The organism is Actinoplanes sp. NBC_00393 (assembly GCF_036053395.1).
GTDB lineage: Bacteria > Actinomycetota > Actinomycetes > Mycobacteriales > Micromonosporaceae > Actinoplanes.
Genome location: NZ_CP107942.1, coordinates 6,179,133 through 6,194,906 on the forward strand (window position 1 = coordinate 6,179,133; position 15,774 = coordinate 6,194,906).

The following is a 15,774-nucleotide window of genomic DNA, read 5'->3' on the forward strand; positions in this document are numbered from 1 at the left end:
CCGGGCGCATCCCGGCCACCGATCCCGTGTTTGATCAGTTCGAGTGCTGGACCGGCGCGGCCTGGCCGTCGGTGCCCGGCGTTCCGGCGGCTGCCTTCGGCTTGGCGTCGATGCCGGCCTCCAGTCGCTGCTGCCCGGTGATCGGGGTGGGCGCGGTGGTCAGCGGGTCGTAGCCGCCGCGGGTCTTCGGGAACGCGATGACCTCACGGATCGACTCGTTGCCGGACAGCAGCATGCAGGTACGGTCCCAGCCGAGGGCGATGCCGGCGTGCGGCGGCGGGCCGTACTTGAACGCCTCGAGCAGGAAGCCGAACTTGTCCTGCGCCTCCTCCGGCGTGATGCCGAGCAGGTCGAAAACCCGGCTCTGCACGTCGGCGCGGTGGATACGGACCGATCCGCCACCGATTTCGTTGCCGTTGCAGACGATGTCGTACGCGTACGCCAGCGCCTGGTCGGGCGCCTCCTCGAAGCGGGGCTCCCATTCCTCGTTCGGCGAGGTGAACGGGTGGTGGACCGCGGTCCAGCCGCCCTCGTCCGTCTTCTCGAACATCGGGGCGTCGACGACCCAGCAGAACGCCCAGGCAGCCTCGTCGATCAGCTTGGCGCGCTTGGCGATCTCGATGCGGGCCGCGCCGAGCAGCTCCTGCGCCTCCCGCTTCTCGGTGCTGGCCGCGAAGAAGACCGCGTCGCCCGGCTTGGCGCCGACCACGTCGGCCAGGCCGGAGAGGTGCTCAGCGGACAGGTTCTTCGCGACCGGGCCCTTCGGCTCGCCGGTCTCCGCGTCGAGGACCACGTAGGCCAGACCGCGGGCGCCGCGCGCCTTGGCCCAGTCCTGCCAGCCGTCCAGCTCCTTGCGGGTCTGGGAGGCGCCACCCGGCATCACGACCGCGCCGACGTAGCCGCCCGCGTCGATCGCGCCGGCGAAGACGCGGAACGCTGTGCCGCGCAGGTACTCCGTCAGCTCGACGAGCTCGACGCCGTAGCGCAGGTCGGGCTTGTCGGAGCCGTAGCGGTTCATCGCGTCGGTCCAGGTGATCCGCGGGATCGGCAGCGGGATCTCGTGGCCGGCGAGCTCGCTCCAGAGCTTGCTGACGATCTCCTCGCCGAGCTCGATGATGTCGTCCTGGGTGACGAAGGACATCTCGATGTCGAGCTGGGTGAACTCGGGCTGGCGGTCGGCGCGGAAGTCCTCGTCGCGGTAGCAGCGGGCGATCTGGTAGTACCGCTCCATGCCGGCGACCATCAGCAGCTGCTTGAAAAGCTGGGGGGACTGGGGCAGCGCGTACCACGTACCGGGCTGCAGGCGGACCGGGACCAGGAAGTCGCGGGCGCCCTCGGGCGTCGACCGGGTCAGGGTCGGCGTCTCGATCTCGTTGAAGTCGCGGGCGTGCAGCACCTCGCGGGCGATCTGGTTGGCGCGGCTGCGCAGGCGCAGCGCCTTCGCCGGGCCGCTGCGGCGCAGGTCGAGGTAGCGGTACTTCAGGCGCAGGTCGTCGGAGGCGGTGATCGTGTCGTCGACCGGCAGCGGCAGCGGGGCCGCCTCGGAGAGCACGATCAGCTCGCTGGCGACCACCTCGATCTCGCCGGTGGCCAGGTCCGGGTTCTCGTTGCCGGCCGGGCGGGCGTTGACCTCGCCGACGACCTTCACACAGAACTCGTTGCGCAGCGCGTGCGCGTCCTCCTCGCGGAACACGACCTGCACCACGCCGGAGGCGTCCCGCAGGTCGACGAAGATGACACCGCCGTGGTCGCGCCGGCGGGCGACCCACCCGGCGAGCGTCACCGTTGTGCCGGCGTCGCTCGCGCGCAGGATGCCGGCGTCATGGGTACGGATCACGGAAAGGTCTCCTAACAGAGTTCACGGGGCGCACCCGACATTCTGTCAGGCACGCCCCGCGCCGCGCGCCACGGGCCGGTCACCGCGGACCGGTCATCCAGGAACCTGCCACGATGTGGCACGCAGGCCGGCGGTGCCGGTGCCGCCGACGTCGATGATCTCCACAAGTACGAGTTCGGCCGGCGTCAGAACGCAGAGCGCCGCACCTTTCTTGACCTCCACCTCAGCGCCCGGCCCGAGCGGCGCCGTCCGGATGGCCCGCATACAGCCGGCCGCGTCGATGTCGGAACTGCCGGCCTGGCTGCCGCCGACCGCCCCCGCCGCGAGGCTCAGGCGGGGCGGCTCATCGCCGCACCGGCTGTCATACCGAAGGTCGGCCAGTTTCTCGTCCACATCGGCGCGCGGTTCGTCGAGGTCCAGGAAGAGGAGCGCTGAGCAGCCTATTTGCACGCGCAGGGGCTCCTTTGCGTAGGTGACCGGGTATTCCTCCGGCTCCGCCGGCTTGTTCGCCGGCCGGCTCGCCGCCTGGTCCGCCGGCCCGCTGGGCGCTGCTTGTTGCGGTGTGCGATCCTGCCCGGCCCGGGCCATCTCGAACGTCCGCCAGGAAAGCAGTCCGGCCCCGATCGAAGCGGCCAGCGCAAGAAGACTGATCAGTACGGCTATCGCGACACCGAACCGTCGCTTGGGCTTCCGACCCTTGCCACCCGACGCGGAGCCATCCGCTGCCGGCCGGCTTTCTGGCGCCCCATCGGTCGCAGCCCGGCCCTCCGAGGTTCCGTCATCCGCTCCTCCGCCTTCCGGCGCCGCACCGCCTATTCCCCAGCCCTCTGGCGTCCCGTCACCCGCGACCCGGCCGCCCGGCGCCGCACCGCCTGCTTCCCAACCCTTCGGCGCTTCGCCTACTGCCACACGATCTGCCGGAGCCTCACTGCTTGCGGCCCAACCGCCCGGTGCCTCACGATCTTGCGGCGCCGCACCGCTTGCAACCCAAGGTTGCGGTACTCCACCTCCCGCCTGAGCGCTCGGCCCCGCACCTCCCGCACCCCAGCCTTCCGGAACTCCATTCGCTGCCACACGGCTCGCCGGCGCTGCACCACCTGCAGGTAACCCACCTGCCACCCCCGCCTCGGGCGCCGGGCCTTGACTTTCCAGCGCGACACCACCTGCGTTCCAGCCGCTTGCTGCCACCCAACCTTCTGGCGCGGAACGGCCTTCTGAGCCTTCACGTCCTGCTTTCGCAGCTCCCGGCGCTCGGCCTTCGGGTGCCCGGCCCTCCGGCGCCCGCAACGGCTCAGTGGGTCCTTCCGGGATGGGTTGCTCGGCGGAAGGCGCAGCCGGCATCACCCACGGCCCCGCCGGGCTGGCCGGCCGCTGCGGAGGAACGCCACCCGGATAGCCACCGCCTTGGTGAGGAACATTCCCCGGGTGATGGGCAGGGTTGGCGTGGGCGGCCGAATTTCCTGGATGACGGGCCGTTTGCGGATGGGTGGCCGCGTTTCCCGGATAGCCGGCGTGATTGGCTGGATAGCCGGGCGCATTGTCGGCGGGATGGTGGGCGGTCGGTTCGTTCGCTGCTCGGAAAACGGGCATGGCGGACTCCGGCGGCACAGAAGGAGGAAACGCTTGATGGGCGTCTAATCACCATAAACATCAGCGATCTCCGTCAGCCATCCCCCGGCAAGGCGACACCGTGATCGCCACCTCCCATTCCCGGGGTCCGTGGCGCGCTTTCCTGGCTGAACGCTCACGTTCCCGCCCGGCTCTCACCTCCCCGGCAGACGCTCGCGATCCGACCGGGACGCGTTCCCCTACCAAGCGCCGATCGGCGCCCGTCGAAGCGAGCCCGGTAGTCGCGCTGCGCGAACACCGGGTTCATCGGAACTCCCGGACGACTTCGATCTCACCGACGATGTGATCGTTGAACTCCTCGAGTTCCTCGGCGGGCACCCAGAGTTCGAGGATCGTGTCGCCGCCTGCCTGCCGGATCGGGTACCGCGCGGCGAACTCCGCGTCGATCTGGAAGCGGGTCACATACCCCACACCGGAGGCCGGCACGTTCCAATCCCGGGCGATCATGTTCGCGTACTCCTCGTTCAGGACCGGATAGAAGATCGGCTGGTCGGGAAGCCGCGGCGGCCATCGGCGCCAGCCGGTGGCAAGAACCAGTTCGAGCTCATTCGGGCCGGTCGGTCGCCACAGCGTCAAGGTTTCGGTCACGGAGAAAGTCTGCTGATCGATATCTTCGCCGTCATCCCCGTTTCCCGTATCGATGCGGCGTGCAGTCAGAAGTACGTATGCAGCACATCCACCACCCGCCGCTCCTCGTCGACCATCGGAATGTCCCGCCATTTGTCGAACGCCGTGCATGGGTGCGAGATCCCGAACCGAATCAGGTCGCCCGGCTCGATGTCGGCGCCCTCGGTCACGAGGTAGGTGTGATGGTCGTTCAGCTTGCTCACGTGCAGACCGTCCGCTGCTCGTCCGACTCCCGCCGGGGACCGGACTCCCAGCGGAACCGGGAGTCCCTCGTCGAACGGCGCGTCGCGCTTACCCATACCGACGATCGCCATCCCGGGCTCAGGAGCCGACAGCACTTGGGCCCAGATCTCCAGCGCCGCCGTGAGCGGCCCCTCGTCGGGTACTCGGACGAACGGGGTCCGTTCCCGGTAGAAGCCGTCATCGTGAGTGACCGACGCCCCACTGCGCAGGATCACCTGGGCGCGTGCGCCGAGCCCGCCGAGCCGGTCGGCGACCCGATCGAACCACGCGCTGCCACCGGCCGAGACGATCGGCCGCTCGGGCAGCAGACCAGCTTTCGCCAGCCGCTCGAAACCTTCGACCAGGCTGTCCAGGAACGCGTCCACCTCGTGCTGATCGTGCAGTTGCCCCTCATAACCGGTCAGCCCGGCAAGCTCGACGCCGGGTGACACGGCAGCCGCGCGCGCCACCGCTTCCAACTCGTCCAGACTCCGCACCCCGGTACGCCCGTCGGCATGCCCCAACTCGACGAGGACCCGTACCAGGCCGCCGGCAGCGCCGGCCGCCGCTACCCCGGCGACCGAATCGACCTGGATGTAGACCTCCCAACCTGCAGTGGTCTCGGCAGCGAGCCAGCGAAGAGCCGTCGGATCGAGCACCTCGTTGGCGATCAGGACCCGCTCGATACCGAGGCGCCGCAAGACGAGCGCCTGATTCGGGCTCGCCACGGTCATGCCCCATGCCCCGGCACCGAGTTGTGCCTTGAGGAGGACCGGCGCCATCGTCGTCTTCGCGTGCGGCGCGAAGTCCAAACCGTGCCGGCTGCAGAACGCGGCCATCGTGGCGATGTTCGCCTCCACCGCGGATCGCCGGACCACGAGCAACGGCCAGGTGAAACCGCCGCCGAAGATGCTCGGACGATCCGCCGCGACCTGCTCCGGGCTGCGGGACTCGTCCGGCGACCAGAATCCTTTGCTCCGCCAGTCGATCGTCACGGTTGGCCTCCTTGTCGGCAGTTGCGAGACTGCGGGTCATGGTCGACATAGCGCTGCCCGCCACGTTCGCCCGAACCGTTGAGGACTGTTGGGGGCCGGACGGGCGCCGGTGGCTGGCCGGCCTGCCCCGGATCGCGGAGCAGGTACTGCTGAGGTGGGAACTGAAGGCTGAGGAACCGTTCCCGTTGAGCATGAACTGGGTGACCCGGGTGCGCCGGGCCGACGGAACAACGGCGGTCCTCAAACTGGGGGTACCGGAAGCTGGTCACCTGGCCGACGAGGCGGCCGCCCTGGAATTCTTCGCCGGGCGCGGCGCCGTCAAGGTGCTCGCCCGTGACGACACCCGCGGCGCACTGCTGCTGGAAGAGGCGCGGCCCGGAGTGCAGGCTCGTGCCCTGGTCCCGGATCGGGACGAAGCCGCGACGGCCGCGATCATCGAGGTGATCCGCCAGTTGCACCGACCGGCCGAACCCGGCGTGCCGCTGCCCGAACTGTCCCGCAGAGTCGCATCGTTCGACGAGCATCTGCGCCGCTACCCCGGCGACGGCCCGGTGCCACGGCACCTGGTCGAACGGGCCGGCCGCCTCTTCGCCGAGCTCTGCGAGACCGCGACCGAACGCGTGGTGCTGCACGGCGATCTGCATCACGACAACGTGCTCACCGCTGACCGGGAACCGTGGCTGGCGATCGATCCGCACGGCGTCATCGGCGATCCCGGGTACGAAGTCGGCGCGCTCCTTTACAACCCCGACCCGACAGGCACGGACGACACCGTGCTCGATCTCCTCCCGGCCCGGATCGAGCAACTCGCCGACGGACTCGACATGCCGGTCGAACGAGTCATCGCCTGGGGATTCGTGCAAGCGGTGCTCTCCGAAGTGTGGACCTTCGAGGGAGACGGTACGAAGAACATGCGCTCGCTGCGGGTGGCGCAGCGACTCTTGCCCCTGCTGCCCTGATCCCGTCGCCCACGCCGACCTCATGCGATCGGTCCGCGCAGGTCGGCTGTCATCTCATGCAACTCCGCCAGCCGCTCGGCGAGCGTACGCGGATTCCCCGGCGCGTCCGGACGCGCGTCCCAGGGCCGAGGCCCGGTCATCGGCCGGTAGTTGACGCCGAGCGCATCAAGCCGGGCAAGGTGCGCCAGTAGCCGGGCCGAAAACTCATCGAAGTCGCGGGCGGGTGGACCCCACACCGCCTCAGCGAATGCGCACAGCCGGGGAAAGACCTGGTAGTCCACCCGCCGGGCGGACTCCAGATGCTCAGTCCACACATTCGCCTGCCCGCCCAGAATGTGCCCCACCTCGGCCTCGGTGAGCCCCTCCGGCACGGGATCGAAGGCATAGACGTCAGCGAGCGTCAGCCGGGTGCCGACCGGTGTCGGCTCGTCCCCATTATCGGACTGCCGATAGTCCAGGTAGGTAGCGATGTCAGGGCACGCGACCACGTCATGCCCGGCCCGGGCCGCGTACCTGGTCGGCTCGACACCACGCCAGGCCGCGACGACGGCACCCGGTGGCGCCCCACCAGCCAGGATCTCGTCCCAGCCGAACAGCCGGCGACCGCGGGCGGCCAGATGCTCGGCGAGCTGCGCGGTGAACCAAGGTTGCAGCTCGTGCGGTCCGGCGAGATTCTCGGCCCGGATCCGCTCTCTGGCGACCGGGCTGTCCTGCCACTCAACGGTCGGGCACTCGTCACCGCCGATCCCGATCAGCTCGCTCGGAAAGATGTCGCAGAGGTGGTCGAGCACGGCCCGGCAGAACTCCATGGCGGCGGGGCCGACATTGAGCACGTGCGACGAGATGCCCCAGGCGGAGCGGACCGGTCCCGAATAGCCGTGGCCGAGCTCGGGGTACGCAGCGATCGCGGCCTGCATGTGCCCGGGCATGTCGACCTCGGGCACCACGATCATGTGCCGATCGGCCGCATAGGCCACGATCTCGCGAAGATCGTCGTCGGTGTAGATGCCGCCATGCGGCCGCCCGTCATAAATCTCGTGAGAACGGGAGCCCAGCATCGTCGACGGCCGCCAGGAGCCCACGGAGGTGAGCCGTGGCCGTCCCGGCACCTCGAGCCGCCAGCCCTGGTCATCGGTCAGATGCAGGTGCAGCACGTTGAGTTTGTGGAAGGCGGCGAGATCGATGAAGCGCAGCACGTCAGCGACCGGCATGAAGTGCCGGGCCACGTCGAGCAGCACACCCCGCCAGGCGAACCGGGGTGCGTCCACGATCCGCACGGCGGGGAGGCGCCATGGGCCGCCGTCGATCCGCGCCCGGCGCAGCGTGGCCGGTGGCAACAACTGCCGCAAGGTCTGGGCGCCGTAGAAAACACCCGCCGCCGAGCCGCCGGCAACCGTGATCCCGGTCGGAGCGACGTCCAACTCATACCCCTCGCCGGGCAGGCCCGGCGAGATCCGGAGCCGGATGCCACCGCTGCCGGGCGACAGCCCCCACCCGGTCGCCCCACCCAGAGTTGCTCGCAGCCATCCGGCCACACCTGCCAGGCCCGGCCCTGCATCGAGCGAAGTCCCCTCTTCGAACCGGAAGGTGCCGAGTCCGTCCGTGATTGCGCCAGGTCGGGGAATGAGGCTCGTAAGTAGTTCGTTCATGGAACCTCCTTGACCTGACGGGCGCTAAGAGGGACGCTACAACGAACCACATACGAACCACCAGAGTTCGACAACATCGACATCGAAGGAGGCGAGATGCGGATCGGACTGGTCATTCACGCCGGGCATCGGGAGCGATTCTCCGAGGCAGCGCGCACTCTCACCGATGTCTCCTTCGTCTGGGCTGTCTACGAGCGCGAGGACCAGATCCGCGACCGGGTCGGCGACCTCCTGACCGCAAGCGACCTCGACGGACTGCTGCTCGGACTGGTTCCGTTCGCCCGTGCCCGCGACCTGATCCCGGCCAGGTTGCCCATCACCGTCACCCGGTCCGCAGCATTGGATCTGGCTCTCGCCTGGGCTCGCGCTCGGGGGAACGGCTGGCCCGCCACACCGGTCAGCATCGACACCTTCGCCGATGAGACGGTCGACGAGGTGGCGACAGCGCTCGAGCTGGATCGTTCGGCAATCGCCACGCTGCCGTTCTCTCCTGAGCAGCCGATCGCTGAGGTGGCCGATTTCCATCGCAGGCACCTGGCACAGACAGACGCCCGCTACGTGATCACTGTCCGGACAGGCGTGGCCGCCGCACTGGACGGGCAGGCCGCTGTCCTGCACGCCCTGGCCACTCCCGCCACGATCCGCGCCGACATGCACGAGCTGGCTTTGCGGGTGCGGCACCGGCTCGCCGATGAGCAGCGGTTCGCTGCCGCAGTCTTCCGGACCCCCAGATCGGGTTCGCCTTCTGTGTTGCGCCGAGCGCTGCTCGATCTACCAGAGCTGGCCGACGCCTGGGTCGAGGAGCACGGTCCACGCGGCGTCGTCGCGTTCGCACCGGCGGCAGTGTTCGAGACGCTCACCCAGCACTGGGTCACGGCCCCGATGCCCTGGCACACCAGCACCAAGACGGCGATCGACGACGGCACGGACGACCCGGGACCGGAGGCAGCAGTGGCCGGCTTCGGTATCGGCCCGTCCGTGCAACGCAGCATCGCCCTGGCCGAGCAGGCTGCCGATCGAGCCGAGCGGGACGGCACCCCGGCGGCATATTTGATCACTGACGACGGGCTGATGGTCGGGCCGATGGGACGCTCGGGCCCCGCTCTCACTTTTTCCTACCGGCAGCACGGCGGCTTGGAATCACTGGCCGGCCGGGCCGGGCTCAGCCCCACCACCCTCTCCCGGCTGGCCGCCCTGGAACGGTCGCTGGCCGGCCGTCCAACCTCTCCCGGCGAGCTGGCGAACGCGCTGGGCATCACCGACCCGAGCGGGCGGCGCCTGATCCGCAAACTGACTGAAGCGGGGCTGGCTTTCCCGGACGGCAGCACCCAGCCCTACCACAAGGGGCGCCCGACACGCCTCTACCGGCTGGCGATCACTTCAGCCCTGACCGCCACCGGAGGTGCAGAGCGATGACATATGACCTGCTGCTGACCGGCGCCGCCCAGGGTGACCTGGCCGTCCGCGACGGTGTCATCGTCGCCGTCGGTGCGGATCTGCCCCGAGACGCGCGACACGTCGTCGACGTCTCCGGACGGCTCCTCACGCCGGGGCTGATCGACCTGCACACCCATGTCGGGCCCGGCTACTGGGCCATCGACCCCGACCCGATCGCCTGGTATTCGGGAGTCACCACCTGGGTGGATGCCGGCTCCGCCGGTGCCTACACCCTGGCCGGGCTGCGCCGGGTCGCTGCGGAGGCCGCGGTACGGGTGCCGGCCCTGCTCAACATCTCCGCCATCGGACTTGCCGGCCGCACGGGTGAGAACCGCGACCTAGCCAACTGCGACACCGCCCTGGCGATCGACACGATCCAGGCACACCGCGACCTGATCCGCGGTATCAAGGTCCGGATCGACGCCGAGGCCGTCGGCGTCAACGGCGTCGAGCCACTACGACGTGGTCTGGCTGCCGCGACCACCTGCGGCGTTCCTGTCATGGTTCACATCGGAACCGCGCCGCCGGCCCTCGACGAGGTCCTCGACCTGCTACGGCCCGGTGACATCGTGACGCACTGCGCCAGCGGTATAGCCGCACCGCTCGGCCCGGCGGTCCGCGCGGCCGCGGAGCGCGGCGTGCTTCTCGATCTGGGACACGGCTCCGGCGGATTCGCCTTCGACGTGCTGGAAGCACAGCTGGATGCCGGTCTACGGCCGAACACGATCTCGACCGACCTGCACGCCCGCTCCCTGCACGGGCCGGTGTTCGACCTGCCGACCACGATGGCGAAACTCCTGGCGGTCGGCGTGCCGCTGGCGGACGTCATCGCCGCCGTCACCGAGAACCCAGCCCGGGTGCTCGGCCTACCCGGCGGGACACTCAGGGTCGGCGGCCCCGCAGATTTCGCGATCTTCGAGGTGCGCGCGGAGGAGTTCGCGGTGACCGATGCACATCGGCAGGTCCGCACGTCGCCGGTGCGGCTCGTCAACGAGGCCACCTACGTGGGCGGCCGCCTTCTGACCCCCCGACTACCCGCTCCCCCTGCGCCCTGGATTCCTCTCACCCAGGCGCAGCACGCGGCTCTGGCCCGCCGTGAACACCACATCCGTGACCTGCTCGCCACGCCTCTGGTGGACGTGGACGGGCTGGCCGAACAGTTCCCGAGAACGAACCCGAGGAGTTCCTGATGCCCAAGCGCGCTGTGATCACCGACAAGGCGGCGCCGGCCGGTGGCCCCTACTCACATGCCGTAGTCGCCGGCGACACCATCTACCTGGCTGGTGCCGTCCCCGCGTTGCCGGACGGCACCTGGGTGACCGGCAGCTTCGCGGAGCAGGCGCATGCGGCGTTCCGCAACCTCGCTGCGGTTGCGGAGGCAGCCGGCTCCAGCCTCGATCAGGCCGTCCGGGTCGGCGTTTACCTGCGCAACTTCGACGACTTCGCGGAGATGAACGAGATCTATCAGCAGTACATCAAGGGCGACCACCGGCCGGTCCGCACCACCCTGCCGGTTCCGCTCGTCGGCTTCGACATCGAGATCGACGCGATCCTGTACACCGGCGCCTGACGGCCTTCTGTTGCGGAGCGCGGCAGAGGACGCTGCGCTCCGCCCGGCTACGGCGACGGCCAAGTAGGGCAGTGCCTTGGGCCGCCGGCCGGTTCGCGCGCTCAGCGTGGCCGGACTACGCAGCGGTTACGCGGGAAGCACCGGCTGCGCGGACGGGCGCGGGGAAGCACCGGCTGCGCGGACGGGGGCGCGGTTCAAGCGGCCCAGGGCTTGTCCACGCTGCGGGTGCCCAAGCCGCGGCGTTGATGACGTCCCGCTGTGTAGGTAGAGGTGTCGTGGCAGCGCAAGCGGGATGTGGGTGGGTCCCGGGGGACGGAGGATAGCGACAGACGTAATTGGGTACGGGAAGAGCCATGCCCTTTCCCGGAGAGATGCTCGGAGACCGGTACCGGTTGGACGATCGGATCGCCGCGGGCGGCATGGGCGAAGTGTGGCGGGCTACCGACACTGTCCTTGGACGGCCGGTCGCGGTGAAGACGCTGCTTGCCGGCTATGCGGGTGATGCGGGGTTCCGGAGCCGGTTCCAGCATGAGGCGCGGGCGATGGCTTCGTTGCGGCATGGCGGGGTGGCGCCGGTCTACGACTTCGGCGAGACGGATGAAGGCGCCTATCTGGTCATGGCCCGAGTGGACGGCATGCCGCTGAACCACTGGATCGCCGAACGAGGACCGCTGACCGCCGACGAGACGATGTCGATCGTCGCGCAGGCCGCGCGTGCGCTGGCCGCCGCGCATGCCGCAGGGATCGTGCACCGCGACGTCAAGCCCGGCAATCTGATCATTGAGCCCGACGGCAACGTCGTTCTCGTTGACTTCGGGGTTGCGCGATCGGCGCATTCGGTCACGCTGACCGGTGCCCGGGAGGTGGTCGGTACCGCGCTCTACATCGCGCCCGAGCAGGTGTCGAAGCGCGCGACCGGACCGGCGGCCGACCTGTATGCCCTGGGCGCCGTCGCCTATCACTGTCTCGCTGGGCGGCCGCCGTTCCTTGGGGACAATCCGCTGGCTGTCGCGCTTCAGCATCTTGAGCAGGAGCCGCCGCCGTTGCCCGCGAGTGTCCCCGACTCGGTCCGGGAACTCGTGGCGACCGCGATGGCGAAGGATCCAGCCGAGCGATTCCCGTCTGCCGTTGCCATGGCCTCGGCCGCGGACACCGCCGCCGCAACGCTGAGTGCTGCCCAAGCCGCCAAGTCCGGAACGCCGGCGCCGCACAACGCCTCACGGCTCGACGCCTCAGGGACTGGCGTTGCAAACGCCGCACGGCCCGACGCCTCAGGGACTGGCGTTGCAAACGCCTCACGGCTCGACGCCTCACGGAGTGGCGTTGCTTCGGAAGGCTATCCGGCCACAAAGGTCGATCTCACGCCGTCCAACGGCACGGACGACGGTCCCAGCGCCGCTGCGGCTGCCGCTGCCGGCATCGGCGCGATCGCGGGAAACGGCGCAGGCATGGCCGCCGCGCAGGGCACCGCCACCCCAGGAACCACGCCTGCTCATACCCCGCGGCTGACATCGGATCAATCCGCGGCAGGCCGCACCGACGTCCCCGGCGGGACCGGCGGGACCGGCGGGACCGGCGCGAATGATGGCGTCGTGCACGACGCCGGGGATGCGGGACGCGAGGGAACGGATCCTCCCGGCCCGACGGCGAATGGCGGTCCGGGGTCGGGGCACGGCGCTGCCGTGAACGGCGTGGCGAATGCGGGACCCGGCACAGCAACCGCGGGGCACGGGGCCATGGTGGGACGTGAGGGCTCCGAGAAGGCTCCGACTGCGTTTGCCGCGGGAGTTGCGCCGGTGGGGACCGCCGGGCCTTTGGAAGCCACCGAGCCCAGGCCGGTGGGGGCTGTGGGTTCTGCAGCGGCCGCAGGGTCGGTGGGATTCGCAGGTGCCGCCTTTGCGGGTGCGGCTGGTGGCGAAGCCGGCAATGACAGCACCGCGCTACTGAGGGCTGCTGACGGGCCTGGGGTCGCCGGAACGGGGGAATGGGGTGACAAACCGGTTACAGGTTCTCGTGACAATTCGCGGAGGCGGCTGCTGATTGTCACCCTCGGCGTTCTTCTTCTGGCGCTTGCCGGGCTTGGCACGACGATCGCGCTCATCGATCCGTTCGGGCCTGCTGAGAAGGTTGCGCCGGTCGTTTCGGAACCGGCCGTCAACAAGCCTGCGCTATCTCCCAAGCCTGCGAAGACGAAGGAGAACAAGAGGGACGACAACGCCGTGACCAGGGATGACTCCGAGGGCGAGGACGAAGAGGGGACTGCTACGGAGTCTCGGGCGCCGCGGAGTAGTGGGCCTGCCAATGAGCCTACGGCTACTCAGCCTGAGGAGGAGCCGGAGACTACTGCACCGACTGGGGAGACGGAGACCACCACAGCACCGGAGACGCCGCCGGCGTCTGCGGGGACTCAGTGATTGATTTCCGATAGAAGGGCCTGCGCGGAGGATGCGTACCGATCGTTGATTTTCCTGGTTCGTCCGGAAAGCGGACGGCGGAGAAGATCGGTCAGCATCCCGAAGGCAGGACATGTCGGTCACCTATGACCCCGTTCTTGAGAAGTCGCCACCCCGGCGCTCGGCAGTTCCGGCTAGGACAGGGAGGGCGCACCTCGGGTTTCGGCCCGACATCGAGGGCATGCGCGCGGTCGCGGTGGCGCTCGTCGTGTTGTCGCATGCCGGTCTCACCGGGCTGGCCGGTGGCTATGTCGGGGTGGATGTCTTCTTTGTCATCTCCGGCTTCCTGATCACGACTCTGCTGCTGAACGAGGTGGGACGCAGCGGCACGGTGTCGCTGGCCGGCTTCTACGCACGGCGGGCGCTTCGGCTGCTGCCGGCTTCGGCTCTGGTGCTGGTCGCGACCGTGGCCGGCGCCTGGTTCTGGCTGCCGGCCACCCGGTTCGAGTCGATCAGGGTGGACGCGCTGTACGCCACCTTCTACGGGATCAACTGGCGGCTGGCCCACGAGGGCGTCGACTATCTGAACGCCGATGCCGCCCCGTCGCCGCTTCAGCATTTCTGGTCGCTCGCGGTCGAAGAGCAGTTCTACCTGATCTGGCCGTTGCTGATATTGATCTTGGTATTGGGGCGCGGCAACAAAGGCGCAGGGACAAGAAAAACGCTGGTGGGCGCGCTTTTGGTGATCACCGCCGGCTCCCTCTGCTTGAGCATCACCCAGACACAGACTTCAGCCCCCTGGGCATACTTCGGCGCACACACCCGGGCCTGGGAACTGGCAGTCGGCGCGCTCGTAGCGATCGGCGCGCCCCAACTGGCCGGCCTAGGAAAGAAGCCGAGTCCAGGAGGAAGGGCCGGCCTGCAAGAAAAGCTCGCCGCAGCACTGAGCTGGGCCGGCTTGGCCGCAATCCTGACCGCCGCACTCATCTACGACGAGCACACCCCATTCCCCGGCACAGCCGCAACGCTGCCGGTACTAGGAGCCGCAGCGATCATCGCGGCCGGCTGTGCAACCCCCTGCGGAGGCGCCTCGGTCCTGCTCCGAACGAAGCCATTCCAGCTGGTCGGACGGTACTCGTACAGTCTCTATCTCTGGCATTGGCCGATGTTGATGATCGGCCCGGCAGCGCTCGGCCTGGAGCCCACCCTCGAGCTGAACCTGATCCTCGTCACCGGCTCGATGGCGCTCGCGGCAACCTCATATCACCTGGTGGAGAACCCCGTCCGCCGGCTCAGGATGCCCTCCTGGCAGGGCCTGGGCCTGGGTCTCAGCCTCTCCGCCGCGACCGCCGCACTGGCCTTGGCGGCAAGCGGATACCTGCCACCGCTGCCGGCCGGCGCCCCAGCTGCCAACACCGTGCAGTCGATCACCGAGGCCCCCGATCCAGGAATCCGGGTACGCCAACTCGTAGCCGATTCGGCCCGCCTCACCAGGCTGCCGGCGAACCTACGCCCGAACGTGCTGCGTGCGCGGCAGAACAAGCCCGTCATCTACCCCGACGGCTGCCACCGCGACTGGTCGGAGCGCGAGGTGCAGAGTCCCTGCCTCTACGGCGACCCGAACGCCACCGAAACCATGTTCCTCTTCGGCGATTCGCACGCCGCGCACTGGTTCCCGCCCGTCCACAAGATCGCCACCGAGCGCGGGCTGCGGCTGGCCAGCCGCACCAAGAGCGCCTGCCAGGCGGCGACCGTTCTGGTCTTCAGCGTCACGCTCAAGCACCCCTACCACGAGTGTTTCGACTGGCGGGAGAAGGTTTTCCGGGAGATCGAGCGGACCCGCCCGAAGTTCGTGGTGATCTCCTCGAGCAGCGGCGACAGCGGCGGCATGATCAACGAGGCGAACGTCCGGCTCGACAAGGGCCCGGACCGCGATCAACTCTGGACCAGGGCTTGGATCAAGACCTTTGATCGGGTACGCACAACCGGCGCCAAAATCGTCTTCATCGAGGACACCCCGTGGCCGTCCGGATCCGCCCCGGAATGCCTCGTCACGAACCCGAACCGGGTGAACCGTTGCGCCCGCCCCGCAGCCGAGGCCTTCCTGGAACCGGCCCGCCGCGTGATGGTCGCCGAAGCCGCCCGCGCCCGGGGCGCCACGGTGATCGACACCCGATCCTGGTTCTGCACCGCCGAGATCTGCCCGCCGGTCATCGGCAACACCCTGGTGTGGAAGGACAACAGCCACCTCACCACCGCCGTGGCGAACGCGATGACCCCGCTACTGCGCCGCGAGTTCCCACGCTGACCCGGGGGCCCGGCCGAAACCGGGCCCGCAAAAAAGGCCGGCCCGCAAAAAGGCCGGCCCGCCAAGAAGCCGGCCCGCCAAGAAGCCGGCCCGCCAAGAAGCCGGCCCGCCAAGAAGCCGGCCCGGTCGGCAACCGGGCCCGCCGAAT

The 15,774-nt window shown here is 69.2% G+C and carries 11 protein-coding genes; 6 read left to right on the forward strand and 5 right to left on the reverse strand.

Features of this window, described 5'->3' with window-relative positions:
- Positions 1 to 34: 34 nt before the first annotated feature.
- The 4 genes from aspS to OHA21_RS28790 all read right to left on the reverse strand — a co-directional run bounded on the left by aspS (position 35) and on the right by OHA21_RS28790 (position 5,310).
- Positions 35 to 1,837 carry an aspartate--tRNA ligase gene (gene aspS, locus OHA21_RS28775; RefSeq protein ID WP_328460056.1) on the reverse strand — a complete coding sequence of 601 codons (1,803 nt, stop codon included), beginning with the start codon at positions 1,835 to 1,837 and terminating at the stop codon, positions 35 to 37.
- 93 nt (positions 1,838 to 1,930) lie between these two features.
- A complete protein-coding gene (locus tag OHA21_RS28780; RefSeq protein WP_328460057.1) occupies positions 1,931 to 2,425 on the reverse strand; it encodes a hypothetical protein in 495 nt (164 codons plus the stop codon).
- Between the two features lie 1,284 nt (positions 2,426 to 3,709).
- Positions 3,710 to 4,054 carry a hypothetical protein gene (locus OHA21_RS28785; RefSeq protein ID WP_328460059.1) on the reverse strand — a complete coding sequence of 115 codons (345 nt, stop codon included), beginning with the start codon at positions 4,052 to 4,054 and terminating at the stop codon, positions 3,710 to 3,712.
- 65 nt (positions 4,055 to 4,119) lie between these two features.
- Positions 4,120 to 5,310, reverse strand: a complete 1,191-nt coding sequence (locus tag OHA21_RS28790) for an alanine racemase (protein ID WP_328460061.1) — start codon at positions 5,308 to 5,310, stop codon at positions 4,120 to 4,122.
- A gap of 38 nt (positions 5,311 to 5,348) precedes the next feature.
- On the opposite strand from OHA21_RS28790, the gene OHA21_RS28795 reads away from it, so the two are divergent.
- Positions 5,349 to 6,269, forward strand: coding sequence for an aminoglycoside phosphotransferase family protein (locus OHA21_RS28795; RefSeq protein ID WP_328460063.1), 921 nt, complete (start codon positions 5,349 to 5,351; stop codon positions 6,267 to 6,269).
- A 20-nt stretch (positions 6,270 to 6,289) separates the two neighbouring features.
- Here the strand turns inward: OHA21_RS28795 and OHA21_RS28800 are convergent, their stop codons facing one another.
- Entirely contained in the window at positions 6,290 to 7,918 is a 1,629-nt protein-coding gene (locus OHA21_RS28800) for a beta-N-acetylhexosaminidase (protein WP_328460065.1), read from the reverse strand.
- A 96-nt stretch (positions 7,919 to 8,014) separates the two neighbouring features.
- On the opposite strand from OHA21_RS28800, the gene OHA21_RS28805 reads away from it, so the two are divergent.
- The 5 genes from OHA21_RS28805 to OHA21_RS28825 all read left to right on the forward strand — a co-directional run bounded on the left by OHA21_RS28805 (position 8,015) and on the right by OHA21_RS28825 (position 15,626).
- Positions 8,015 to 9,334 (forward strand): helix-turn-helix domain-containing protein, encoded by a 1,320-nt coding sequence (locus OHA21_RS28805; protein ID WP_328460067.1) that lies wholly within the window; start codon positions 8,015 to 8,017, stop codon positions 9,332 to 9,334.
- Positions 9,331 to 10,545, forward strand: coding sequence for an amidohydrolase/deacetylase family metallohydrolase (locus OHA21_RS28810; protein ID WP_328460069.1), 1,215 nt, complete (start codon positions 9,331 to 9,333; stop codon positions 10,543 to 10,545). The genes OHA21_RS28805 and OHA21_RS28810 overlap by 4 nt, the downstream gene beginning before the upstream one ends.
- Entirely contained in the window at positions 10,545 to 10,925 is a 381-nt protein-coding gene (locus OHA21_RS28815) for a RidA family protein (protein ID WP_328460071.1), read from the forward strand. The genes OHA21_RS28810 and OHA21_RS28815 overlap by 1 nt, the downstream gene beginning before the upstream one ends.
- A 353-nt stretch (positions 10,926 to 11,278) precedes the next feature.
- The gene (locus OHA21_RS28820) at positions 11,279 to 13,339 is read left to right on the forward strand and encodes a serine/threonine-protein kinase (protein WP_328460073.1); all 2,061 of its coding nucleotides are present in this window, start codon (positions 11,279 to 11,281) and stop codon (positions 13,337 to 13,339) included.
- 220 nt (positions 13,340 to 13,559) lie between these two features.
- Positions 13,560 to 15,626 (forward strand): acyltransferase family protein, encoded by a 2,067-nt coding sequence (locus OHA21_RS28825; protein ID WP_328460075.1) that lies wholly within the window; start codon positions 13,560 to 13,562, stop codon positions 15,624 to 15,626.
- The last annotated feature ends 148 nt before the right edge of the window (positions 15,627 to 15,774 follow it).

What these genes read in the sequence shown, in the direction of transcription:
- OHA21_RS28795 (WP_328460063.1), top strand. Translation starts at nt 5,349, where the DNA reads ATGGTCGACATAGCGCTGCCCGCCACGTTCGCCCGAACCGTTGAGGAC.
- OHA21_RS28825 (WP_328460075.1), top strand. Translation starts at nt 13,560, where the DNA reads ATGCGCGCGGTCGCGGTGGCGCTCGTCGTGTTGTCGCATGCCGGTCTC.
- OHA21_RS28805 (WP_328460067.1), top strand. Translation starts at nt 8,015, where the DNA reads ATGCGGATCGGACTGGTCATTCACGCCGGGCATCGGGAGCGATTCTCC.
- OHA21_RS28820 (WP_328460073.1), top strand. Translation starts at nt 11,279, where the DNA reads ATGCCCTTTCCCGGAGAGATGCTCGGAGACCGGTACCGGTTGGACGAT.
- OHA21_RS28815 (WP_328460071.1), top strand. Translation starts at nt 10,545, where the DNA reads ATGCCCAAGCGCGCTGTGATCACCGACAAGGCGGCGCCGGCCGGTGGC.
- OHA21_RS28780 (WP_328460057.1), bottom strand. Translation starts at nt 2,425, where the DNA reads ATGGCCCGGGCCGGGCAGGATCGCACACCGCAACAAGCAGCGCCCAGC.
- OHA21_RS28800 (WP_328460065.1), bottom strand. Translation starts at nt 7,918, where the DNA reads ATGAACGAACTACTTACGAGCCTCATTCCCCGACCTGGCGCAATCACG.
- OHA21_RS28810 (WP_328460069.1), top strand. Translation starts at nt 9,331, where the DNA reads ATGACATATGACCTGCTGCTGACCGGCGCCGCCCAGGGTGACCTGGCC.